The organism is Streptomyces sp. NBC_00091 (assembly GCF_026343185.1).
In the GTDB taxonomy this organism is placed as follows: domain Bacteria; phylum Actinomycetota; class Actinomycetes; order Streptomycetales; family Streptomycetaceae; genus Streptomyces.
On sequence record NZ_JAPEMA010000001.1, the window covers coordinates 3,471,347 to 3,494,761 of the forward strand.

Consider the following 23,415-nt stretch of genomic DNA (forward strand, 5'->3'; position numbering starts at 1 on the left):
TCACGTCACCGTGCCGGAGAGTTCGCCCGTTGGCAATGGTGCCGGGGCGGCGCGTAAGGTCGGCCGGGTGCTCGATACCTCGCCCCTGAACGCCGTCGTGGAACGCTTCGCCGACCGGCTGCGGGCCGCGCCCCAGAGCCGGCTCCAGCGGGGCGCCGCCGCCGAGGCCCTGGAGCTGGCCCGCGAGCTGTCGCTGCGGGCGCAGCGGCTGGAGGACCCGAACGGGGAGGCTCCGGCGCGCGTGGTGCCCGACGCGGGCATCTTCACCGTGGGGGACCAGGTGGCGGTGGCCGGGCTGGACCTCGCCGAGGCGCTGCGCGCGGCCGGCCCCCGCCAGGGCGCCGACAGCGCGAAGGCCCCGTCCGAGATGCTGGACGAGGCCGTGGCGCTGGTGGAGCAGGCGGAAGTCAGAGCGATGCGATGACCCGGTCCGCGAGGATGTAGACGTTGCTGTCCGGGTCCTCGGCGTCACCGCAGGAGAAGGTCAGCGCGTAGGCGCCGGAGATGCCCGAGCCGCCCAGCAGCACCGGTGCGCTGCCCGAGCGCAGGGCCTCGGCGAGGCGCTCCGCGGTCTCCCGGTGGCCCGGGGTCATGCACAGCGTGGTGCCGTCGGTGAACACGTACACGTCCAGGGTGCCCAGCGGGCCCGGGCGGACGTCCGCGAGGGCCGTACGGGCCTCCGCGAGCTCCTCCAGGCGGCTGACCGTGCGCTCGTGGTCGGCGCCCGGGTTCGGCTGGACCGGGACGAAGTCGGGGTGCGAGGGGTGGCGGCGGCGGGCCGCGGCCAGCTCGGCCGAATCCTCCGGGTACTCGTCGGCGAGGTCGTCGCCCAGGACCGGCTCCAGGCCGACCAGGTCCGCCTGCCGGGGCAGGAAGACCGGGCTGTCCTCACCGAGGCCGGGCAGGCCGCCCAGCAGCGAGGGAGCGTCGGCGGCGTCACGGGCCTCCTGCGCGGCCCAGAAGGCCCGCGCCTCGGCCAGCTCGCGCTCGCGCTCCTCGGCGAGGGCTTCGGCCACGGCGGCTCGTATCTCGGCGGCGGGGGACTGCACCGCGCTGCGGGCGTGCGGAACGGTCGCGGCGCGCGGGTGGGCCGACACCGCCAGCTCACCACGCAGGGCGGTGACCTGCTTGCGCAGTCCGTGTACGGCGTGCAGCGCAGCAGCGCCCACGGCCGTGGCAGCGGCCGTGGTCAGCAGCAGGGCAAGAGACATGGCGCTCACTGACTAACTCCTGGTTGATTCGATCCCCCGACTTCCTACATCAGCTTGTCCTGTGCTGTGAATGGCGTGCAGTGCATTACGTCATGAATTGGACAGGTCTTTCGTCCTTGCGGATCAAGGGGGATGGCGTCTGACCTGGGCAAATACCGATCCCCCAGGACAAAGGTCACATCCTGGGGGAGATTCGGTCACAGGTCGGCCGCGACGAGGTTAGATCCGCCGCCAGTACAGCGCATGGATCTCGAGGATCCCTTGCGGGGCCTGGGGGCCGGGCTCGATCGCCCGGCTCCGGCTCAGCTGAGGCGCTCGATCACCATGGCCATGCCCTGACCGCCGCCCACGCACATGGTCTCCAGACCGAACTGCTTGTCGTGGAACTGCAGGCTGTTGATCAGGGTGCCGGTGATCCGGGCACCGGTCATCCCGAACGGGTGACCGACGGCGATGGCCCCGCCGTTGACGTTCAGCTTCTCGAGCGGGATCTCCAGGTCGCGGTAGGACGGGATGACCTGGGCCGCGAAAGCCTCGTTGATCTCGAACAGGTCGATGTCGCCGACGGTCAGGCCGGCCCGCTTCAGGGCCTGCTTGGACGCCTCGACCGGGCCCAGGCCCATGATCTCGGGGGACAGGGCGGTGACGCCGGTGGAGACGATCCGGGCCAGCGGGGTCAGGCCCAGCTCCCGCGCCTTGGTGTCGCTCATGATGACGAGCGCGGCGGCGCCGTCGTTCAGCGGGCAGCAGTTGGCGGCCGTGACCAGGCCGTCGGGGCGGAAGACGGGCTTGAGGCCCTGGACGCCCTCGAGGGTGACGCCGGCGCGCGGGCCGTCGTCGGTGGAGACGACCGTGCCGTCCGGGGTGGTGACCGGGGTGATCTCGCGGGCCCAGAAGCCGTTCTTGATGGCCTCCTCGGCCAGGTTCTGGGAGCGGACGCCGAACTCGTCCATGTCGCGCCGGGTCACGCCCTTGAGGCGGGCCAGGTTCTCGGCGGTCTGCCCCATCGCGATGTACGCGTCCGGGACCAGGCCGTCCTCGCGCGGGTCGTGCCAGTCCGTGCCCTCCTGGGCGGCGCGGGAGGCGGTACGGGCCTCGGCGTCCGCGAAGAGCGGGTTGTGGGTGTCCGGCAGGCCGTCCGAGGAGCCCTTGATGAACCGGGAGACCGTCTCGACGCCCGCGGAGATGAAGACGTCGCCCTCGCCGGCCTTGATGGCGTGCAGGGCCATGCGGGAGGTCTGGAGCGAGGAGGAGCAGTAGCGGGTGATCGTGGTGCCCGGCAGGTAGTCCATGCCCATCTGCACGGCGACGATGCGGGCCAGGTTGTGGCCCTGCTCGCCACCGGGGAGGCCGCAGCCCAGCATCAGGTCGTCGATGTCGCGCGGGTCCAGCCCGGGGACCTTGGCGAGGGCGGCCTGGATGATCGTCGCGGTCAGGTCGTCCGGGCGGACGTCCTTGAGGGACCCCTTGCCGGCGCGCCCGATGGGAGAGCGGGCGGTGGAAACGATGACGGCTTCGGGCATCGGGACTCCAAGGGGTGCGTCGTTGCGGGACCGCAAGCGAAGTTACCGCCCCGTACGGTCGAGGTCACCGGCCTCGGCATGTGATGCCGGTCGCTCTGCCGGCCCGCCCCGAGCCTCCCGGTACGTAGAACGCGCCCCGGCAGCCCCCTATGCCGCCGATCCCGGGGGGCCGGCCAGAGGGCTCTTCACCCCGCCCCGCCCTTCCTCCGTTCCCCGGACCCTCCCCCAGACTCCGTCCGGGGGGACCCCCAGCCTCAAACGCCGGCGGGGCTGGATTGTGGCTGAGCCGCACTCGAAAGCGCCTCCAGGCGGCCTAGGCCTGGGGGGCCGCCGGTTCCGGGACGGGGGGCGCCGGGAGGCGCCGGCGGCGGCGGTGCTTGAGCAGGGCCCACGGCCCCCGGGCCGCCGTGACCTCCGTACCCGCCTCGCCCGCGGCGGCGGACGCCGCCTTGGCCACCAGCAGCATGTCCTCGTCCCGCGAGACGTCCAGCCGGTCCGACCCCGGCCACAGGCCCAGCGCCGCGCACAGCGTCGGCAGCACGGCCATGGCGGCGGTCGCGTACCCCTCCGCCGAAGGGTGGTAGGAGTCCGGGCCGAACATCTCGCGCGGGTTCGCCGCGAACTCCGGGCCCAGCAGGTCCCCCATCGAGAGCGTGCGCGCCCCCAGCGCGACCACGCCGATCGTCTGCGCCGCGGCCAGCTGCCGCGAGACCCGGCGGGCCATCCACCGCAGCGGCTGGTAGACCGGCTCGATGGTGCCCAGGTCGGGACAGGTGCCGACCACCACCTCGCAGCCCGCGAGCCGCAGCCGCCGTACCGCCGCCGTCAGCAGCCGCACCGACTGGGTCAGCGGCATCCGCCGCGTCACGTCGTTCGCGCCGATGATGATCACGCAGACGTCCGGCGGCGGCGCGTCCCCCTCCAGGAGCAGCGACACCTGGCGGTCGAGGTCGTCCGACATGGCCCCGGACTGCGCCACGTTGCGCAGCTCCACCGGTCTCTCGGCCACCGCCGCCAGCCCGGAGGCCAGCAGCGCGCCCGGAGTCTGGCGGGCCCGCCGTACGCCCAGCCCCGCCGCCGTGGAGTCGCCCAGCATGCCCATCCGCAGCGGACCCGGGCTCAGCTCCGGCCCGCCGAACTCGCTCCCGTACAGGCCGTCGGCGCGCGGCGGATCCCCGAGCCCGTTGCCCACGGTGCGCTTGGCGAACTGGACCTCCGCCAGCACCAGCCCCACCGCGGCGACCCCGACCAGCCCGAGCCCGCCCCCGCCGTACGCTGCCCCCGCCGCGATCCGGCGGGCCGTCCTCGCCCTGGACACCCTTCGAGCCTCCTCCTGCGTCGTGTTGACCTACCTGCCCCGTACTGCCGGTCGGCCAATCCCTTTCCGCATACTCTGGCCGGACCTCCCGGAGAACCCGTGGAGTCCCCTTCTTGGAGAACATGGTGCAATTCCACGACTCGATGATCAGCCTCGTCGGCAACACCCCGCTGGTGAAGCTCAACCGCGTGACCGAAGGCCTGCAGGCCACCGTGCTTGCCAAGGTCGAGTACTTCAATCCCGGTGGATCCGTGAAGGACCGGATCGCCGTACGGATGATCGAGGCCGCCGAGCAGAGCGGTGCCCTCCAGCCCGGTGGCACCATCGTGGAGCCCACCAGTGGCAACACCGGCGTCGGACTCGCCATCGTGGCCCAGCAGAAGGGCTACAAGTGCATCTTTGTCTGCCCTGACAAGGTGTCCATGGACAAGATCAACGTGATGCGCGCGTACGGCGCCGAGGTCGTGGTCTGCCCGACCGCCGTCGACCCCGAGCACCCGGACTCGTACTACAACGTCTCCGACCGCCTCGCGCGCGAGCCCGGCGCCTGGAAGCCGGACCAGTACAGCAACCCGAACAACCCCCGTTCGCACTACGAGACCACCGGCCCCGAGCTGTGGGAGCAGACGGACGGGAAGATCACGCACTTCGTGGCCGGCGTCGGCACCGGCGGCACGATCTCCGGTACCGGCAACTACCTCAAGGAGGTCAGCGGCGGGAAGGTCAAGGTCATCGGCGCCGACCCCGAGGGCTCCGTCTACTCCGGCGGCAGCGGCCGCCCGTACCTCGTCGAGGGTGTCGGTGAGGACTTCTGGCCGACCGCCTACGACCCGAACGTGACCGACGAGATCATCGCGGTGTCCGACAAGGACTCCTTCCAGATGACCCGCCGCCTCGCGAAGGAGGAGGGCCTGCTGGTCGGCGGCTCCTGCGGCATGGCGGTCGTCGCCGCGCTGCGCGCCGCCGAGGGGCTGGGCCCGGACGACGTGGTCGTCGTCCTGCTGCCGGACAGCGGCCGCGGCTACCTCAGCAAGATCTTCAGCGACGAGTGGATGGCCGGACACGGCTTCCTCGAGGAGGCCGGCCCGGCCGCGCGCATCGGGGACGTCCTCGCCGACAAGGAGGGCGGCATCCCGTCGCTCGTCCACATGCACCCCGAGGAGACGGTCGGGCAGGCCATCGAGGTGCTGCGCGAGTACGGCGTCTCGCAGATGCCGATCGTCAAGCCGGGCGCCGGCCACCCGGACGTGATGGCCGCCGAGGTCATCGGTTCGGTCGTGGAGAAGGAGCTCCTGGCGGCGCTGTTCGCGCAGCGGGCCTCGCTCGGCGACCCGCTGGAGAAGCACATGAGCGCGCCGCTGCCGCAGGTCGGCTCCGGCGAGCCGGTCTCCGAGCTGATGGCGGTGCTCGGCGAGGCCGACGCGGCGATCGTCCTGGTCGAGGGCAAGCCCACCGGCGTGGTGAGCCGCCAGGATCTCCTGGCGTTCCTGGCCAAGACCGCCAAGTAGCCGACGGCACGGGCCGGATCCTGCCGGTCGCGCAAACGGTACGGGGCCGACACGTGGCGGCAGCACCGGCTTAACACGGCTCCGGCACAGTGGTGGTTGTCGGCAGGGGGCCCGGGAGACCGGGAAACCCGGCCGGCACCACGCACGGCGTCCGCGCAACCTCCGGAGCGGCTCCCGGACCGCACGGACGCCAAGGACGCGGACGGCCCTGACCCGGCCCGTGTCCCAGGCGGGGACCGCCGTCGTCCCGCCCCCCGGCCCGCCGGGGGTGCCGGCGGCCCCCGCCCTTCAGCTCCGCCTGGCCCCGCAGCCCGCGCCCGGCCGGCGCCGCTGCGCGGTCTGCTCCCCGCCCCGCCCTTCGCCCGCTCCCCGGGGCTCCGCCCCGGACCCCGCGCCTCAAGCGCCGGCGAGGCTGGAAGATCCAGCCCCGTCGGCGCTTGAGGCGCAGGTCCGGGCAGCGCCCTGGGGGCACCTCCCAGCGGTAGCTGGGGGAGGAACGGGCGAAGGGCGGGTAGGGGACTGCCCCGCGCAGCGGCCAACCCCCGCAGACGGGCAACCGACCCCAGCCCGGGCCCGCGGCCGCCGCCCCGGGTCCGACGGACGGAGTCCGGCGCAGCGCCGCGAAGCCGGAGAGGCGCCCCGGCGCCGAGCCGCGCGAGCGGCGCGTCGGGAAAGGGGACGCGGGCACGGCTTGCCCCGCTGCATAGACACATGCAGAGTGCACGGTGACTGAATAATCTCACCGGGGACGGGACGGAGGGGACGGCCATGAACGACAGCCCGGCCGCACGGCTGCAGCAGCTGTTCGAGGGACACCGGCTGACGCCGACCCAGCGGCGGATCGCGCACTGCATGGTGCGCGGCGCGGCGGAGGTGCCCTTCCTGTCGAGCGTGGAACTCGCCGAGCTGGCCGGGGTGAGCCAGCCCTCGGTGACCCGGTTCGCCGTGGCCCTGGGGTTCGACGGGTACCCGGCGCTGCGGCGGCACCTGCGCGAGGTGGCTCCGGCCGGGCGGCCGGAGCCCGCGCAGCAGGACGCGTACAACGAGTACCAGCAGGCCGTCCAGGGCGAGATCGAGAACCTGCGCAGGCTCTCGGCGATGCTCGCGGATCCGGCGCCGGTCGAGGAGGCGGGCCGGCTGCTCGCGGCCTCGGCCCCGCTGCCGGTGCTGGGGCTGCGGGCGGCGTCCTCGCAGGCGCGCGGGTTCGCGTACTTCGCCGCCAAGGTGCACCCGGACGTACGGCTCCTCGACGAGGGCGGCTCCATGCTCGCCGACCGGATCGACGCGGCGGCCGCCGCCGGGGCCTCGGCGCTGCTGTGCTTCGCGCTGCCGCGCCACCCCCGCGAGGTGGTGGAGGCCCTGGACCACGCGCGGGCGGCCGGGCTGACGGCGGTGACGGTCGCCGACTCGGCCTTCGCACCCGTCGCCCGGCACTCGGACCTGCTGATCCCGGCGCCGGTCGGTACCGGGCTGGCCTTCGACACGGCGTGCGCGCCGATGCTGCTGGGCCGGGTGCTGCTGGAGGCGATGGCGGACGCGCTGCCGGACGCGCAGGCGCGGCTGGAGTCCTTCGACGCGCGGGCCGCGGCGCGCGGGCTGTTCGTCGAGTAGGCCGGCCGGGGCCCTACAGCAGCGCGTCCCCGAACGCGCCGCCCGCCTCCGCGACGATCTCCGCGAGGGACTGCGCCGGGCGCGCCAGGGCGAAGCGGATCGCGCCGCCCGGGCCGTCGGCCGTGAAGCCGTGGACGGCCGGGCGGGGGAGGCTGTTGTAGCCGTAGTGGGCCGTGAAGAAGTACGCGCCCGTGTCCGGGACGGCGATCACGTCGCCCGGGGCCAGCTCCGGCAGCTCCCGGGCGGTGGCCAGCAGGTCCCCCGCGAAGCAGGCCGGGCCCGCGATGTCCTGCGCCACCGGGACGCCGGTCCGCGGGGCGCCCTTGGCGTCGTACGCGAGGATCCGCAGCGGCCAGGCCGCCGGGGCGTACACGGTGCGGGTGGCCAGCTGGACTCCCGCGTGGGTCAGGGCGATGGGCCGGCCCCCGGTGACCTTCGTGTACTCGACCCGGGCCAGCACGAGCCCGTGCTTGGCCAGCAGGGACCGGCCGAACTCGGTGACCAGCCCGTACGAGCCGTCGAAGAGCGCCGGCGCCGCCGCGCGCAGGGCGTCGACGTACGCGGCCCAGCCGGGGGTGTGCTCGTCCGAGGTGAAGTTCACCGGCAGCCCGCCGCCGATGTCGAGGGTGTCGATCCGCCGCTCCCCGGCCGCCGCGTTGATCTCCTCGGCGAGCGCGTGCAGCTCCCGCACCCCCTCCGCGATCAGGGACAGCGGCACTCCCTGCGAGCCCGAGTGGGTGTGCAGCCGGGTCAGCCACGGCCGCTCCAGGAAGTCCCGTACGAGCCGCTCGCGGGCCCCCGGGTCGCGCAGCGGGAAGCCGAACTTGGAGGTGGCGGTGGCCGTGGACAGGGCGTCGATGGCCCCGGCGCCCGTCTGGGGGTTGATCCGCAGCCCGAGCGGGGAGCGGGTGGGGGCCGCGGCCACCAGGGCGTCGAGGCGCTCCAGCTCCTGCCGGTTGTCGGCGTTGACCGCGATCCCCAGGGCCAGTGCCTCGCGCAGCTCCGCCGGCGTCTTCGCGGGGGAGTCCAGTACCGTCCGCTCCGCCGGGACCCCGGCGGCCCGGGCCAGCGCCAGCTCGCCCGGGCTGGCCACCTCGCAGCCGATCCCGGCGCCGGCGAGCAGCCGCAGGACGGGGACGAGCGGGGCGGCCTTCACCGCGAAGGTGTGCAGGACCGGCGTGCCGGGCGCCACCGCGGCCGCGAACGCGTCCGCCAGGGCGGCGGCGGAGGCGCGGATCCCGGCCACGTCCAGCAGACAGACCACCGGCTCGCGGTCCAGCAGTCCCTGCCCGACGGCGGCGCGTACGGCCTGGTCACGCAGGGCGGAGGGGTCGTGCGCGTGCGTCACCGTGTGCGTCTCGGCAGCCATGTCCGCCATCCCATCATCAGGCCGACCCGCCCGCAGCTGTTGACTGGAACTATTCATGCCGCCAGGATGTGAATGGATTGACCAACACCGGAGGAGGCACCCGCCATGTCAGGACCCCGCCCCGTACGGGCCGCGCGAGGCACCGAGCTCAGCACCCTGGGATGGCAGCAGGAGGCCGCCCTCCGGATGCTCCAGAACAACCTCGACCCCGAGGTCGCCGAGCACCCCGACAAGCTCGTCGTCTACGGCGGCACCGGCAAGGCCGCGCGCGACTGGCGCTCGTACGACGCGATGGTGCGCACCCTCCAGACCCTCAAGCAGGACGAGACCATGCTGGTCCAGTCCGGCCGCCCGGTCGGCGTGATGCAGACCCACGAGTGGGCGCCGCGCGTCCTGCTCGCCAACTCCAACCTGGTGGGCGACTGGGCCAACTGGGAGGAGTTCCGCCGCCTGGAGAACCTGGGCCTGACCATGTACGGCCAGATGACGGCCGGCTCCTGGATCTACATCGGCACCCAGGGCATCCTCCAGGGCACCTACGAGACCTTCGCCGCGGTCGCCGCAAAGCTGCATTCAATTGGTAAGGGAGGGGTCAACGGGACCCTGGCCGGCACCATCACCCTCACCGCCGGCCTCGGCGGCATGGGCGGCGCCCAGCCGCTGGCCGTGACGATGAACGACGGCGTCGCCATCTGTATCGACGTCGACCCGCGCGCCATCGAGCGCCGCATCGAGCACCGCTACCTGGACGTGAAGGCCGACAACCTCCGCCACGCCCTCCAGCTGGCCACCGAGGCCCGCGACGCCCGCAAGCCGCTCTCCATCGGCCTCCTCGGCAACGCCGCCGAGCTGCTCCCGCAGATGCTGGCCGAGGGCGCCCCGATCGACATCGTCACCGACCAGACGAGCGCCCACGACCCGCTCGCCTACCTCCCCGTCGGCGTCGACTTCGAGGACATGGCCTCCTACGCCGCCAAGGACCCGGCCGGCTTCACCACCCGCGCCCGCGAGTCCATGGCCACGCACGTCGAGGCCATGGTCGGCTTCATGGACGCCGGCGCCGAGGTCTTCGACTACGGCAACTCCATCCGCGGCGAGGCCCAGCTGGCCGGCTACGACCGCGCCTTCGCCTTCCCCGGCTTCGTCCCCGCCTACATCCGCCCGCTGTTCTGCGAGGGCAAGGGCCCCTTCCGCTGGGCCGCCCTGTCCGGCGAGGCCTCGGACATCCACAAGACCGACAAGGCCATGCTGGAACTCTTCCCCGAGAACGAGTCCCTGCACCGCTGGATCAAGATGGCCGGCGAGCGCGTCCACTTCCAGGGCCTGCCCGCCCGCATCTGCTGGCTCGGCTACGGCGAGCGCGACAAGGCCGGCGAGCGCTTCAACGAGATGGTCGCCGACGGCACCCTCGCCGCCCCCCTGGTCATCGGCCGCGACCACCTGGACTGCGGCTCGGTGGCCTCCCCGTACCGCGAGACCGAGGCCATGCTCGACGGCTCCGACGCGATCGCCGACTGGCCGCTGCTCAACGCCATGGTCAACGTGGCCTCCGGCGCCTCCTGGGTGTCCATCCACCACGGTGGCGGCGTCGGCATGGGCCGCTCGATCCACGCGGGCCAGGTCACCGTCGCCGACGGCACCCCGCTGGCCGGCGAGAAGATCCGCCGCGTCCTCACCAACGACCCCGGCATGGGCGTCATCCGCCACGTCGACGCCGGCTACGACATCGCCGAGACGGTCGCCGACGAGCGCGGCGTCCGCGTCCCCATGCGTGAGGGTGACTCCGCGTGAGCTTGTCCCACGACCCGTCCCCGGCCGGCCGGCCGGGGACGGGGTCCTCGTTCCACGCCATGTGGAACGAGCTGCGCCCCATCGGCCGCGACGGCGGCAGCGGCGGGTACCGCCGGTACGCCTGGACCGGCGCCGACGCCGACTGTCGCGGCTGGTTCAAGGCGCAGGCCGAGTCCCGCGGGCTCGCCTACGAGGTGGACCGCAACGGCAACCAGTGGGCCTGGCTCGGCGACCCCCTCGCGGGCGACGCCGTCGTCACCGGCTCCCACCTGGACTCCGTCCCCGACGGCGGCGCCTTCGACGGCCCCCTCGGCGTGGTCTCCTCCTTCGCCGCCCTGGACGAACTGCGCGCCCGGGGCGCCGCGTTCACCAGGCCGCTGGCCATCACCAACTTCGGTGACGAGGAAGGTGCCCGCTTCGGCCTCGCCTGCGTCGGCTCCCGGCTCACCGCCGGACAGCTGACCAGGGAGAAGGCGTACGAACTCCGCGACGCGGACGGCATCTCCCTCCCGCAGGCCATGGAGGCCGCCGGGTACGACCCCGACGCCATCGGGGCCGACCCCGAACGCCTCGCCCGCATCGGCGCCTTCGTCGAGCTGCACGTGGAACAGGGCCGCGCCCTGGACCTCTCCGGGGACCGGGTGGGCATCGCCTCCGCCATCTGGCCGCACGGCCGCTGGCGGTTCGACTTCCACGGCGAGGCCAACCACGCCGGCACCACCCGCCTGGTGGACCGCCGCGACCCGATGCTCACGTACGCGCAGACCGTCCTCGCCGCCCGCGAGGAGGCCGCCCTCGCCGGCGCCGTCGCCACCTTCGGCAAGATCGCGGTCGAGCCGAACGGGGTCAACGCCATCCCCTCCCTCGTCCGCGGCTGGCTCGACTCCCGCGCCGCCGACCAGGCCACCCTCGACACGGTCGTCACGGCCATCGAGAAGGCGGCCCGCGAGCGCGCCGAGCGGGACGGCATCGACCTGCGGATCGTGCGCGAGTCCTTCACCCCCGTGGTCGAGTTCGAGCACGCCCTGCGCGACGAGCTCAACCGGATCCTGGGCGGGGCCGTCCCCGTCCTCGGCACCGGTGCGGGACACGACGCCGGGATCCTCTCCGGATCGATCCCGACCGCGATGCTGTTCGTACGCAACCCCACCGGCGTCTCGCACTCCCCGGCCGAATCCGCCGAGGAGGACGACTGCGTCGCCGGTGTCCTCGCACTCGCCGACGTACTGGAAGGTCTCGCGTGCCGGTAAAGACGTTTTGGCTGGAGCACGCCTGGCTCGACACGCACGTGGAGCCGGGCGTGGCCCTGGACGTTTCCCAGGACGGCCGGATCGCCGCGGTCCGCACCGGGGCGGTCACCCCGCCGCCGGGCGCGGAGATCCTGCGGGGCCTGACCCTCCCCGGCCTGGCCAACGCCCACTCGCACGCCTTCCACCGCGCCCTGCGCGGCACCGTCCAGGTGGGCAGCGGCACCTTCTGGACCTGGCGCGAGACCATGTACTCCGTCGCCCAGAACCTCACCCCCGACTCGTACTACGCGCTCGCCCGCGCCGTGTACGCGGAGATGGCCCTGGCCGGCATCACCTCCGTCGGCGAGTTCCACTACCTGCACCACGCCCCCGGCGGCGCGGCGTACGCCGACCCCAACGCCATGGGCGAGGCCCTCATCGCGGCCGCCGACGCGGCCGGCATCCGCATCACCCTGCTCGACACCGCGTACCTGTCCTCGGGCTTCGGCGAGGCGCCGAACACGCACCAGCTGCGCTTCAGCGACGGCACCGCCGAGGCCTGGGCCGAGCGGGCCTCCGCCCTCAAGGAGCGCGCGCACGCCCGGATCGGCGCCGCGATCCACTCCGTACGCGCCGTCCCCGCGGGCCAGCTCGGCACGGTCGCGCAGTGGGCCGAGGCCCGCCGCGCCCCGCTGCACGTCCACCTCTCCGAGCAGACCGCGGAGAACGAGGCCTGCGAGGCCGCCCACGGGGTCACGCCCACCCGGCTGCTCGCCGACCACGGGGTGCTCGGCCCGCGCACCACCGGCGTGCACAACACGCACCTGACCGACGCGGACATCGCCCTCCTCGGCGGCACCACCACCGGCACCTGCATGTGCCCCACCACCGAACGCGACCTCGCCGACGGCATCGGACCGGCCGTCCGCCTCCAGCGGGCCGGCAGCCCGCTCTCGCTGGGCAGCGACAGCCACGCCGTCATCGACCTCCTCGAGGAGGCCCGGGCGATGGAGCTGAACGAGCGGCTGGCCAGCCGTACGCGCGGCCACTGGACCGCCGCCGCCCTGCTCCGCGCCGCGACCGCCGACGGCCACGCGGCCCTCGGCTGGTCGGACGCGGGCACCCTGGAGCCGGGGGCGCTGGCCGACTTCACGACCATCGCGCTGGACTCCGTGCGGACGGCGGGTCCCGTGCCGCGGCTCGGCGCCGAGACCGCGGTCTTCGCCGCCTCGGCGGCGGACGTCCGGCACACGGTGGTGGGCGGCCGCCATGTGGTCCGCGACGGCCACCACACCCTTGTCGGCGACGTCGCGTCGGCCCTGTCCGAGTCCATCGCAGCCGTCCGCGGCTGACGCTTTGATTCCCCCACCCCACCCCTTCCCGAAACCGGGGCTTGCGACCCCGGCCGCCGCTCCCGGGGCTCCGCCCCGGACCCCGGTCCTCAAACGCCGGACGGGCTGGATGTTGCCGCCGCGCGGCAATTCCAGCCTCGCCGGCGTTTGAGGCGCGGGGGTCTGGGGCGGAGCCCCCAGTTTCGGGAAGGGGCGGGGTGGGGGAAGGAACCCCACGAGAGGAACCCCCGTGACCACCACCGTCATCACGAACATCGGCAGCCTCGTCACCAACGACCCCGCCCTCGGCGAGGGCCCCCTCGGCCTCCTCGAGGACGCGGCCGTCGTCATCGACGGCGACAAGGTCGCGTGGGTCGGCGCGGCAGCCAAGGCTCCGCAAGCCGACGACGCCTTCGACGCGGCCGGCCGCGCCCTGATCCCCGGCTTCGTCGACTCCCACAGCCACCTGGTCTTCGCCGGCGACCGCACCGCCGAGTTCAACGCCCGGATGTCCGGCCGCAGCTACTCCGCCGGCGGCATCCGCACCACCGTCGCCGCCACCCGCGCCGCCACCGACGCCGAGCTGGAGGCCAACCTCCTGCGCCACCTCGACGAGGCCCGCCGCCAGGGCACCACCACCTTCGAGACCAAGTCCGGCTACGGCCTCACCGTCGCCGACGAGGCCCGTGCCCTGCGCATCGCCTCCGCGCACACCGAGGAGGTCACCTACCTCGGCGCGCACATCGTCTCCCCCGACTACGCCGACGACCCGGCCGGTTACGTCGACCTCGTCACCGGCGAGATGCTGGCGGCCTGCGCCCCGTACGCGCGCTGGGTGGACGTCTTCTGCGAGAAGGGCGCCTTCGACGGCGACCAGGCCCGCGCCATCCTCACGGCCGGCGCCGCCGCCGGGCTGATCCCGCGCGTCCACGCCAACCAGCTGTCCTACGGCCCCGGCGTACAGCTGGCCGTGGAGCTGGAGGCCGCCTCCGCCGACCACTGCACCCACCTCACCGACGCCGATGTGGACGCCCTCGCCCAGGCGGCCGGCACGACCGTCGCCACCCTGCTGCCCGGCGCCGAGTTCTCCACCCGCGCCCAGTGGCCCGACGCCCGCCGGCTGCTCGACGCGGGCGTCACCGTCGCCCTGTCCACCGACTGCAACCCCGGTTCCTCGTACACGAGTTCCATGCCGTTCTGCATCGCGCTCGCCGTCCGGGACATGGGCATGACCCCCGACGAGGCCCTGTGGGCCGCCACCGCCGGCGGGGCCCGCGCGCTGCGCCGCGCGGACATCGGCCGCCTGGCCCCCGGCGCCCGCGCGGACCTGGCCCTGCTCGAAGCCCCCAGCCACGTCCACCTCGCCTACCGCCCGGGCGTCCCGCTGGTCTCCGCCGTCTGGCAGCGCGGGGTCCGCGCCGCCTGAGCGGCTGCCCGGAACACCGCCCGAATACGCCCGAAGCACCGGGTGTCCTTTGTCTTCCCTCCGTAAGGTCCCGGGCGTACCTTGAGCCACCAATCTGATGTGTCGTCAGTAACTTGTGGCCCGAGGGGAAGACGAAGGTGTCCGACCGGAAACGCTCCACCGCCCTGGCACTGGCCTCCGCGCTCGCCGGATCCGCGGTCCTGCTCGCCGCCCCCGCGGCCCACGCCGACGTGGTCGACGTCCAGTACAACTGCCAGACCCCCATCGGGGACAAGTCGGCGGTCTCGCCCATCGACATCAAGGCCGTCAAGGAGGGCGACGGCTACAAGCTGACGATGTCCTTCCAGAAGGGCGTCTCCTCCAGCCCCATCGAGCTCGGCAAGGGCGCGATGAACCCCAGCGCCGTCATCATGGCCGACGGCGCCGAGAAGGCCTCCGTACCGGTCTCCGGACCCCCCAACCCCGAGGCCGCGCCCGCCAACACCCCCATCAAGATCACCGACCTCTCGGGCACCTACACCCCGAAGAAGAGCGGCAAGGTCACCTTCACCGCCGGGGTCCTCACCATCAAGGCCATGGGGACCACCACCACCTGCACCCCCGGCAACAGCCCGGGGCCCTCCCTGGAGATGGAGGTGACGGCGGCCGGCGGCGGCGCCCCGCAGCCCGGCGCCGACGGCGCCGACAGCGGCGGCACCCTCCCGCAGACCGGCCCCGCCGACTCCGCCCTCGCCCTCGGCACCCTCGGCGCCACCGTGCTGCTCTCCGGCGCCGCCGGAGCGCTCTGGCTGACCCGCCGCGGCGGGCCGGCCCAGCGGACCCGGTCCTGAACGGAGCAGCCCCCGTGCTCCCCACCCTCAGCCGCCGCCGCCTCACGCGGCTCGCCGCCGCCCTCCTCGCCGCCGCCACCCTGTACGGGGCCCCGGCCGCGGCCGCCGACGAGCCCGGCTGGACCGCCGAGGCGGCCACCGGCCGCCCCGGCCCCGCGCGCCCGTACTTCTACCTCGCGGGCCCCGCCGGCACCGTCCTGGAGGACCGCCTCACCCTGGCCAACCCCACCGACCGGGAGCACACCGTCACCCTGCGCGGGGCCGACGCCTACAACACCCCGGACGGCGCCTTCGCCGTGCGCCCCGCCTCCGGGTCCAGGGGCGCGGGGTCCTGGATCAGCTTCGGCGGCGCCACCACGGTCCGCCTCCCGCCCCGCACCCGCGCGGTGGTCCCCTTCACCGTCACTGTGCCGCCCGCCTCCCCGCCCGGCGACCACCCGGCCGCCGTGGTCGCCGCCGAGGCCGGCCGCGAGGTGGGCGTACGGGTCCACCTGCGCGTCGGCGGCCCGGCCCTGGCCGCCCTCACCGTCGAGGACGTCTCCGTACGCGGCCACGGCGCGGCCGCCGCCGTGGAGTACACCCTGGTCAACCGGGGGAACGTGGCCCTGGCCCCCGAGCTCGCCCTGAGCGCCGAGGGCACCTTCGGCGAGCTCCCCGGCCGCGCCGCCCGCGCCCTGCCCGTCGAGCTGCTGCCCGGCCAGCGGGCCCGGCTGAGCGAACCCTGGCCCGGCGCCCCCGACTTCGACCGGGTCGCCCTCACCCTCACCGTCACCGCCCCCGGCGCGGCCCCGGCCACCGCCACCGCCCCGGCGTGGTGCCTGCCCGGCGGGGGCGCGGCCGCGGCCGGCGGCGGGCTGCTCGCCCTCGGCGGGACGGCACTGGCCGCGCTGCTCCTCGTACGCGCCCGGCGCGCCAGGCGCAGCCGACGCGAGGAGCCGTACGAGACGGCCGCGGGCCCGCGGACGCCGGCACCGGAACACGCACGGAACCACAAGCACGAGCACGGGCACGAGCACGAGCTGACGGGAGCAACCAGGTGAGCCGCACGGTCGGCGCGAAGGCCGTATCCCTCCTCGCGGCGCTCGCCCTGGCGCTGCTCGCGCCGGTGGCCGCCCCGGCCGGCGCCGCCGAGGGGAAGCCCGCCGCGGTGCTCTCCCTCCAGGAGGCGGCCAAGGGCACCGAGATCACCGTCACCGGCACCGGCTGGCGGGCGAAGACCCTCGTCATGCTGCTGGTCTGCGGCCAGAACATGATCGGCGGCACCAACAGCTGCGCCAACGCCGACGGAGTGGCCGTCGCGGTCGCCGACGACGGGCACTTCGCCGCCCAGCTTCCGGTCGTCGAACCGCCCAAGCCCTGCCCCTGCGTGGTCAACGTGACCTCCGTCAACGGGGACCAGTCCACCGTGGCCGTCCCGCTGAAGATCACCGGCCACCCGGTGGCCGAGCTGCCCGCCGAATCGGGCACCGCCCGGCTCGCGATGCTGACGGGGGTCCGGCTGAAGGGCGAGGACGGGGTGCTGACCTGGTTCGGCGCCCCGCCCGGCCGCAAGTTCACCGCCACCCTCGGCAACCTCGGCTCGGCCCCGGTCAAGGACCCCGTCTTCCAGCTCGGTACCGCCCACGGGGTCTTCGCCCCGGTGTGGGAGGAGGCCCGCTGGAAGGGCACGATCCCGCCCGGCGGCAAGGCGGAGATCGCCCTGGACGTGGCCCTGCCGGCGGGCGCCCACGGCGACTACACCGTCTCCCTCAAGTACGGCGACACGGTCCTGGCCGCCCAGCCCTGGGGCGTGGACCGCCCGTACGGGGTGCTGCTGTTCTGGGGGCTGCTGCTCGTGGTGATCCCGACGGCGGTCTTCCGGGCCGGCATGGCCGTCGTGGACAAGGTCCGCCCCCGCGCCACGCCCCCGGGCGGCCGCCACCGCGGAGCGAAGGCCCTGGCGGCGGCTCCGTCGGCCCCGTCGGCCTCGGCGGTCACCGCCCGGCTGCCGAAGGCGGCGGCCGGGCCGCCGTCCTCCCCCCAGACCTCCACGGCGGTCCTGCCGTGGTTCACCCCGGAAACCCCACAGACATCCGCACCGTCTGAGACAAGTCCGACAACGAAGGGACCATCGTGAAGACCCAACGGAGGGTGAGCGCGGCCCTGGTCGCGCTGCTGCTCAGCGGCGCGGGCATCGCCATGGCGGCTTCCCCCGCCCAGGCCGCCGAGACCACGTTCAAGGTGAAGTGCGTTCCGCCGGCCGGGGGCGGCTCCCCGGTGGAGGGGGAGACCACCGCCAGGATCACGGCGCCCGCCACGGCCAAGGTCGGTGACGAGGTCGACGTGTCCTGGGAGACCGTCAAGCCCGCCTCGAACAACACCGACCTGATGGTGATCCCGAAGGACTCCGTCGAGCCCACCGGCTGGATGACGGTGAGCGGCGGGGGAGGCGAGGTCAAGGTCGTCGGGGAGAAGAAGAACCCGGAGATCCCCAAGAAGGCCCCCATGGTCATGTCCACGATGAAGGGCAAGCTGAAGCTGACCAAGCCCGGCAAGGTCACCCTGACCCCGGGCAAGTACGACGTGTCGGTGACGTTCTCGTTCGGCACGTTCGTCACCAAGTGCGCGCCGATGGGCGAGGTCAAGGGCGGGGCCACCATCGACGTGACGGCCGGCGGCGGCAGCGGCGGCTCCACCACCGGCGGGACCACCACCGGCGGCGCCACCACCGGCGGTTCGGCGACCGGCGGCTCCACCACCGGCGGCTCCACCACGACGGGCGGCTCGACCACCACCACGGGCGGCTCCACGACCGGCGGCAGCGGCGGCAGCGGCGGCCAGACCGACTTCCCGGGCAAGCCCGTCGAGGTGGCCTACGACTGCGGCGCGGTGGTCCCCGGCGGCATCAAGACCCCGGTCACCGTCAACGCCAAGAAGAACTCCGGCGGCGGCTACGACCTGACGGTCAAGACCGCCAAGGGAGCCATGGCCGCCCCCATGGCCCTGCCCGCCGGGGCCCTCAAGCCCTCGATGGACATCAAGCTCGGCGGCGCCGACAGCGGCACGGTCAAGGTCTCCGGCCCGGCCAACGCGGAGCCGATCCCGGACAAGGCCCCAGTCAGCCTCAGCGACATGACCGGCACCTACAAGCCGGGCAAGTCGGGCAAGGTGACGCTGAGCCCCGACCAGCTGACGATCGACGTCACGATGGCCCCGGGCTCCACCCCGATCAACGTGCCCTGCAAGGCGGCCAGCAGCGGCGTCTCCCTGGAGCTGGACACCACCGCCCAGCCGGGCGGCTCCGGCTCCACCACCTCCGGCTCCTCGGCCTCAGGCTCCACCACCTCGGGCACCACCGGCACCTCGGGCGGCGGGCTCGCCGAGACCGGCGCCGACGACGAGGGCGGCGTCAAGGCCCTGGCCCTGGTCGCCGGCACCGTGATCCTGCTCGGCGGCGCGGTCTTCACCTTCACCCCGTGGCGCCGCCTGCGCGGCACCCGCTGATCGGCGGGCGGACAACCGAACGGCCCGGCACACCTTCCGGTGTGCCGGGCCGTTCACCGCTCGCGCGGGTGACTCAGTTCATGTCACCCATGAGCACGTTGACCTTCTTGCGGTACATGTAGATCGCGAGACCAGCGAGCACAGCGGCGGCCGCCTGGAAGAGGATCACGCCCACGCCGTCCAGCTTCACCTCGGCCAGGCCGAGCAGACCGGTGACGCAGTCACCGGCGGTGACGGCGAGGAACCACACGCCCATCATCTGGGAGGAGTACTTCTGCGGCGCCATCTTCGTGGTGACCGACAGGCCGACCGGAGACAGGCACAGCTCGGCGAGGGTGTGCATCAGGAAGATCAGCACCAGCCACCACATGGTGACCTTGGTGTCGTTGCCGGCGGTCTGGTTCAGCGGAAGGGCGAACACGAAGAACGAGGCGCCGACGATGACCAGGGCCACCGAGAACTTCACGATGGTGCTGGGCTCGCGGTTGCGGCGGGCCAGGGCCAACCACGCGGCGGCGAAGATCGGGGCCAGGGCCACCACGAAGGCCGGGTTCAGCGACTGGAAGATGACGGTCGGGACTTCCCAGCCGAACAGGCTGCGCTCGGAGTTCTTGTCGCCGAACAGCGACAGGGTCGAACCGCCCTGGTCGTAGATCATCCAGAAGACGGCGGCGGCCACGAAGAACCAGATGTAGGCGCTCATCTTGGTCTGCTCGCCCGGGGTCAGGTCCTTGTCGCGCTTGATGCGGACGAGAACGGCGACCGGGATGATCAGACCGACGATGGTGATCGGGTACAGCGCCCACTTGATCGTGAACATGTCGGCCATGGTCACGGCGGTGTAGAACACGGCGATGACAGCCAGGACCGCGAGGGCCTTGACGATCACGGCCTTGCGCTCGGCCGGGCTCAGCGGGTTCGGGACGAGGCTGCTCTTCGGGTCCAGCGTGCGGCCGGCGAGCAGGTAGACCGCGAGGCCGATGCCCATGCCGACGGCGGCGAGCGCGAAGCCGAGGTGCCAGTTCACGAGCTCGCCGACCATGCCGATGCCGACCGGGGCGAGGAGGGCACCCATGTTGATGCCGATGTAGAAGATCGTGAAGCCGCTGTCGCGGCGCGGGTCGTCCACACCCTTGTACAGGTGGCCGACCATCGTGGAGATGTTGGCCTTCAGCAGACCGGAGCCGACCGCGACCAGCAGCAGACCGATGAAGAACGAGATCTGGCCGGGCAGCGCGAGCGCCAGGTGGCCCGCCATGATCACGCCGCCGGCGATGGCGACGGTCTTGCGGGCGCCCCAGACGCGGTCGCCGAACCAGCCGCCGGGCAGGGCCATGAGGTAGACCAGCGCCACGTACACGGAGTAGATCGCCGTGGCCGTCGCCGCGGTGAAGCCGAGGCCTCCGCCCTGGCTGCCGGTCGCGGCGTCGACACCGCCGGAGACCAGGTACAGAACGAGAAGTGCGCGCATGCCGTAGTAGGAGAAGCGCTCCCACATCTCGGTCATGAACAGAGTGGCCAGGCCACGGGGGTGGCCGAAGAAGGTCTTTTCGGCGCCCGGGGACGCCGAGTCCTTCGTCAGGCTGGAAGCCATGGTCGATCCTTGCTTGCTCGGGACGCTCGGCTTCGTGAGCTCTACAGCGCCCGGTGGGGGGTGGCCGGCACCGGCGTCGCATGTCCCACCCCACGCCCAGGGTCTCTTCCCCGGTATGCCGGGGGCTGAAAGGACATTCGTCGCCGGGATCCACGCCCTTTGCGCATCTTCGCGCCAAGGGCCCGGCCCATAGGTCATTCACTGTCATCTGGGCCGGATCAAGCCGAACCGACCAGAGCAGAATTTGAGGTCTTGGGCGCGTTTTTCGGCACAAAGATCCCCGGGGTATTGCATAAGGCGTCTCGCCACCATACGACAGGACACTGCGCCATACGGAAGGACTTGAGAGATGGATCACAGGCTTCCAGGGAACCGATTCAGCATATTCGAAGGCCGGTAGTAGTTCATAAGCCCAGTTCGAGAGGGGTGTGCGGGCAAGGGCCTCCTTTCAGCCGCCGCGGACTACCATCACCCACATGACGCGTGTACTGCTCGCCGAGGACGACGCATCCATCTCGGAACCCCTGGCCCGCGCCCTGCGCCGGGAGGGGTACGAGGTCGAGGTCCGGGAGGACGGCCCCACCGCCCTGGACGCCGGACTGCAGGGCGGCGTCGACCTCGTCGTCCTGGATCTGGGCCTGCCCGGCATGGACGGCCTGGAGGTGGCCCGCCGCCTGCGCGCCGAAGGCCACGGCTTCCCGATCCTGGTCCTCACCGCCCGTGCCGACGAGGTCGACACGGTGGTCGGCCTGGACGCCGGCGCCGACGACTACGTGACCAAGCCCTTCCGGCTCGCCGAGCTGCTCGCCCGCGTCCGGGCCCTGCTGCGGCGCGGCGCCACCGAGGCCAGCCAGGCCCCCGCCACCCACGGCGTGCGCATCGACGTCGAGTCGCACCGCGCCTGGATGGGCGAGGAGGAGCTCCAGCTCACCGCGAAGGAGTTCGACCTGCTGCGCGTCCTGGTCCGGGACGCCGGCCGGGTCGTCACCCGCGACCAGCTGATGCGCGAGGTCTGGGACACCACCTGGTGGTCCTCCACCAAGACCCTCGACATGCACATCTCCTGGCTGCGCAAGAAGCTGGGCGACGACGCCGCGAACCCCCGCTACATCGCCACCGTCCGTGGCGTCGGCTTCCGCTTCGAGAAGAGCTGACCCGCTCCCGGAGCATCCGCTAGGGCATCCTCTAAGGCATGCGCCGCCGCCTCATCAATTCCACGCTCGCCGTGGTGCTCGTCGTGATCGCCGTGTTCGGGGTCTCCCTCGTGATCGTGGAGACCCGGACCATCACCAGCAGCGCCCAGGACCGGATCGGGTCCGAGGCGCTGCGGCTGCTGGGCATCGTCGAGGCGGACGTCCTGGAGCACAAGCCGGTCGACGCGGGCGCGATCGCCGAGCAGCTCGACCTCGGCACGTACGCCCGTGTCACCGTCGCCGGACGGCCGCCCGTCGAGATCGGCGACCGGATCGACGACAGCGTCATCCGGGGCACCGCGCGCGGTGAGCAGGGCGTGCTGGTGGTGGTCGAGGAGTCCCGCTCCACGGTCACCAGGGAGGTCGGGCGCACCCTGGCGGTGGTCGGCGCGGTGGCGCTGCTGGCCGTCGTGGCGGCCGTACTGCTCGCCGTACGCCAGGCCAACCGGCTGGCCTCCCCGCTCACCGACCTCGCCGAGACCGCCGAGCGGCTGGGATCGGGCGACCCGCGGCCCCGGCACAAGCGGTACGGGGTCCCCGAGCTGGACCGGGTCGCCGACGTACTGGACTCCAGCGCCGAGCGGATCGCCCGCATGCTGACCGCCGAGCGGCGCCTGGCCGCCGACGCCTCCCACCAGCTGCGGACCCCGCTCACCGCCCTGTCGATGCGGCTCGAGGAGATCACGGTCACCGACGACCTGGAGACCGTACGGGAGGAGGCGACCATCGCCCTCACCCAGGTGGAGCGGCTCACGGACGTGGTGCAGCGGCTGCTGACGAACTCGCGGGACCCGCGGACCGGCTCGGCGGTCCCCTTCGACCTGGACGAGGTCGTCAAGCAGCAGGTGGAGGAGTGGCGGCCGGCCTACCGCAGCGCCGGGCGGGCCATCGTCCGCTCCGGGAAGACAGGCATGCGGGCCGTCGGCACCCCGGGGGCCGTCTCCCAGGTCCTGGCGACCCTCGTGGAGAACGCCCTCATGCACGGCGGCGGCACCGTCGCCCTGCGCACCCGCGTGACCGGCAACCAGGCCGTACTGGAGGTGACGGACGAGGGCCCGGGCGTCCCGCCCGACCTCGGCAACCGGATCTTCGAGCGGGCCATCAGCGGCCGCAACTCCACCGGGATCGGCCTGGCCGTCGCCCGGGACCTCGCGGAAGCCGACGGCGGCCGCCTGGAACTGCTCCAGGGCCAGCCGCCGGTGTTCGCACTGTTCCTCAGCCGTACCGCCCCGGAACGGACGGAGCCGGAGCGGACGGTGCGGTAGGGGCCTACCCGGCCCTGCGTCCTACTGGCCCGCGGGCTCGGGGGTGAGGGGAGCGGCGGGCGCCTCGTGCCCGTCGCGCTGCTCGACGACCAGCGAGGGCGCGGCCGGCGTGGGCAGGGCCTTGAAGACCCAGCTCCGGTAGGACCAGAAGCGGAAGACGGTCGCCACCGCCATGCCGAGGAACTTGAAGACGTTGTTCTGCAGCGAGCTGTCGAAGCCGAAGCCGTACGTGGCCACGTAGAGCACACCGCTCTCGATGACCATGCCGATGACGCTGAACAGGACGAAGAGCAGCATCTCGCGACGGCGGCTGCCGAGGTCGCGGTCACGGTAGGTGAAGTACCGGAACCCCACGTAGTTGGTGACGATCGCCACCACGATGGCTATGACGTTCGCGCGCACGGTCTGCAGATCGGTCGTGCTGCGCAGCAGGTTGAAGACACCGAAGTTGACGAGGACGCCCGCTCCGCCGACCGCTCCGAACTTGACGACCTCCCGGGCCAGACCGCGGAAGCGCTCGGACAGCGGTACTGCGTTCGGCGTGCTCATGTGATGGTTCAGTCCCTGTCCGTCGTCGTCGCCCACGGCGGGGCGTCACCCGATCTCGTCAACCCCACCATGCTAAGTGTCCTCCGCTGCGGCCGTCTGCGCCTCGGCACCCCGTGCGACGCACGGCACACGCGCCCGCGGACCCCGTCGGCGAGTCCGCGCCAGGGCCACGTCCGAATGGCGG

The 23,415-nt window shown here is 73.2% G+C and carries 19 protein-coding genes; 13 read left to right on the forward strand and 6 right to left on the reverse strand.

The features are described 5' to 3' along the window. The first annotated feature begins 67 nt into the window (after window positions 1-67). On the forward strand, window positions 68-424 hold the full coding sequence (locus OOK34_RS16130; protein WP_267034572.1) for a hypothetical protein: 357 nt from the start codon (window positions 68-70) through the stop codon (window positions 422-424). On the opposite strand, the gene OOK34_RS16135 is transcribed toward OOK34_RS16130, so the two are convergent. From OOK34_RS16135 to OOK34_RS16145, 3 genes are all read right to left on the reverse strand, one after another. Further along, complete coding sequence (locus OOK34_RS16135) at window positions 408-1,211, reverse strand: hypothetical protein (protein ID WP_267036763.1); 804 nt, start codon at window positions 1,209-1,211, stop codon at window positions 408-410. The genes OOK34_RS16130 and OOK34_RS16135 overlap by 17 nt on opposite strands. A gap of 302 nt (window positions 1,212-1,513) precedes the next feature. Then, window positions 1,514-2,734 carry an acetyl-CoA C-acetyltransferase gene (locus OOK34_RS16140; protein WP_267034573.1) on the reverse strand — a complete coding sequence of 407 codons (1,221 nt, stop codon included), beginning with the start codon at window positions 2,732-2,734 and terminating at the stop codon, window positions 1,514-1,516. A gap of 313 nt (window positions 2,735-3,047) precedes the next feature. Continuing rightward, the gene (locus OOK34_RS16145; RefSeq protein ID WP_267034574.1) at window positions 3,048-4,052 is read right to left on the reverse strand and encodes an SGNH/GDSL hydrolase family protein; all 1,005 of its coding nucleotides are present in this window, start codon (window positions 4,050-4,052) and stop codon (window positions 3,048-3,050) included. A 125-nt stretch (window positions 4,053-4,177) separates the two neighbouring features. Between OOK34_RS16145 and OOK34_RS16150 the strand changes: the two genes are divergently transcribed. Together OOK34_RS16150 and OOK34_RS16155 are read left to right on the forward strand one after the other, a co-directional pair. Continuing rightward, on the forward strand, window positions 4,178-5,560 hold the full coding sequence (locus OOK34_RS16150; RefSeq protein WP_267036764.1) for a cystathionine beta-synthase: 1,383 nt from the start codon (window positions 4,178-4,180) through the stop codon (window positions 5,558-5,560). Window positions 5,561-6,328: 768 nt separating this feature from the next. Next, complete coding sequence (locus OOK34_RS16155; protein ID WP_267034575.1) at window positions 6,329-7,171, forward strand: MurR/RpiR family transcriptional regulator; 843 nt, start codon at window positions 6,329-6,331, stop codon at window positions 7,169-7,171. A gap of 13 nt (window positions 7,172-7,184) precedes the next feature. On the opposite strand, the gene OOK34_RS16160 is transcribed toward OOK34_RS16155, so the two are convergent. Further along, complete coding sequence (locus OOK34_RS16160) at window positions 7,185-8,540, reverse strand: diaminopimelate decarboxylase (RefSeq protein WP_267034576.1); 1,356 nt, start codon at window positions 8,538-8,540, stop codon at window positions 7,185-7,187. Between the two features lie 105 nt (window positions 8,541-8,645). On the opposite strand from OOK34_RS16160, the gene hutU reads away from it, so the two are divergent. From hutU to OOK34_RS16200, 8 genes are all read left to right on the forward strand, one after another. Next, the gene (gene hutU, locus OOK34_RS16165; protein ID WP_267034577.1) at window positions 8,646-10,331 is read left to right on the forward strand and encodes a urocanate hydratase; all 1,686 of its coding nucleotides are present in this window, start codon (window positions 8,646-8,648) and stop codon (window positions 10,329-10,331) included. Between the two features lie 59 nt (window positions 10,332-10,390). Then, window positions 10,391-11,581, forward strand: a complete 1,191-nt coding sequence (locus OOK34_RS16170; protein ID WP_267036765.1) for an allantoate amidohydrolase — start codon at window positions 10,391-10,393, stop codon at window positions 11,579-11,581. After that, complete coding sequence (locus OOK34_RS16175) at window positions 11,572-12,912, forward strand: formimidoylglutamate deiminase (protein ID WP_267034578.1); 1,341 nt, start codon at window positions 11,572-11,574, stop codon at window positions 12,910-12,912. Before OOK34_RS16170 ends, OOK34_RS16175 begins: the two co-directional genes overlap by 10 nt. Window positions 12,913-13,141: 229 nt before the next feature. After that, entirely contained in the window at window positions 13,142-14,317 is a 1,176-nt protein-coding gene (hutI, locus tag OOK34_RS16180; protein WP_267034579.1) for an imidazolonepropionase, read from the forward strand. A gap of 137 nt (window positions 14,318-14,454) precedes the next feature. Next, window positions 14,455-15,147: an LPXTG cell wall anchor domain-containing protein gene (locus tag OOK34_RS16185; RefSeq protein WP_267034580.1), complete on the forward strand. Its 693-nt coding sequence runs from the start codon at window positions 14,455-14,457 to the stop codon at window positions 15,145-15,147. Between the two features lie 14 nt (window positions 15,148-15,161). Next, window positions 15,162-16,187 (forward strand): hypothetical protein, encoded by a 1,026-nt coding sequence (locus OOK34_RS16190; RefSeq protein ID WP_267034581.1) that lies wholly within the window; start codon window positions 15,162-15,164, stop codon window positions 16,185-16,187. Then, on the forward strand, window positions 16,184-17,263 hold the full coding sequence (locus tag OOK34_RS16195) for a hypothetical protein (protein ID WP_267034582.1): 1,080 nt from the start codon (window positions 16,184-16,186) through the stop codon (window positions 17,261-17,263). Before OOK34_RS16190 ends, OOK34_RS16195 begins: the two co-directional genes overlap by 4 nt. Continuing rightward, the gene (locus tag OOK34_RS16200) at window positions 17,260-18,630 is read left to right on the forward strand and encodes a hypothetical protein (protein ID WP_267034583.1); all 1,371 of its coding nucleotides are present in this window, start codon (window positions 17,260-17,262) and stop codon (window positions 18,628-18,630) included. The genes OOK34_RS16195 and OOK34_RS16200 overlap by 4 nt, the downstream gene beginning before the upstream one ends. Before the next feature lie 73 nt (window positions 18,631-18,703). Here the strand turns inward: OOK34_RS16200 and OOK34_RS16205 are convergent, their stop codons facing one another. Continuing rightward, window positions 18,704-20,224, reverse strand: coding sequence for a peptide MFS transporter (locus tag OOK34_RS16205; RefSeq protein WP_267034584.1), 1,521 nt, complete (start codon window positions 20,222-20,224; stop codon window positions 18,704-18,706). Window positions 20,225-20,700: 476 nt separating this feature from the next. Here OOK34_RS16205 and OOK34_RS16210 point away from each other — a divergent pair, with 476 nt between their 5' ends. Together OOK34_RS16210 and OOK34_RS16215 are read left to right on the forward strand one after the other, a co-directional pair. Continuing rightward, a complete protein-coding gene (locus tag OOK34_RS16210) occupies window positions 20,701-21,378 on the forward strand; it encodes a response regulator transcription factor (protein ID WP_007264490.1) in 678 nt (225 codons plus the stop codon). Window positions 21,379-21,416: 38 nt separating this feature from the next. Continuing rightward, a complete protein-coding gene (locus tag OOK34_RS16215; RefSeq protein WP_267034585.1) occupies window positions 21,417-22,682 on the forward strand; it encodes an ATP-binding protein in 1,266 nt (421 codons plus the stop codon). Window positions 22,683-22,703: 21 nt separating this feature from the next. Here OOK34_RS16215 and OOK34_RS16220 read toward each other — a convergent pair whose 3' ends face one another. After that, window positions 22,704-23,231, reverse strand: a complete 528-nt coding sequence (locus OOK34_RS16220; protein WP_267034586.1) for a GtrA family protein — start codon at window positions 23,229-23,231, stop codon at window positions 22,704-22,706. Window positions 23,232-23,415 lie beyond the last annotated feature (184 nt).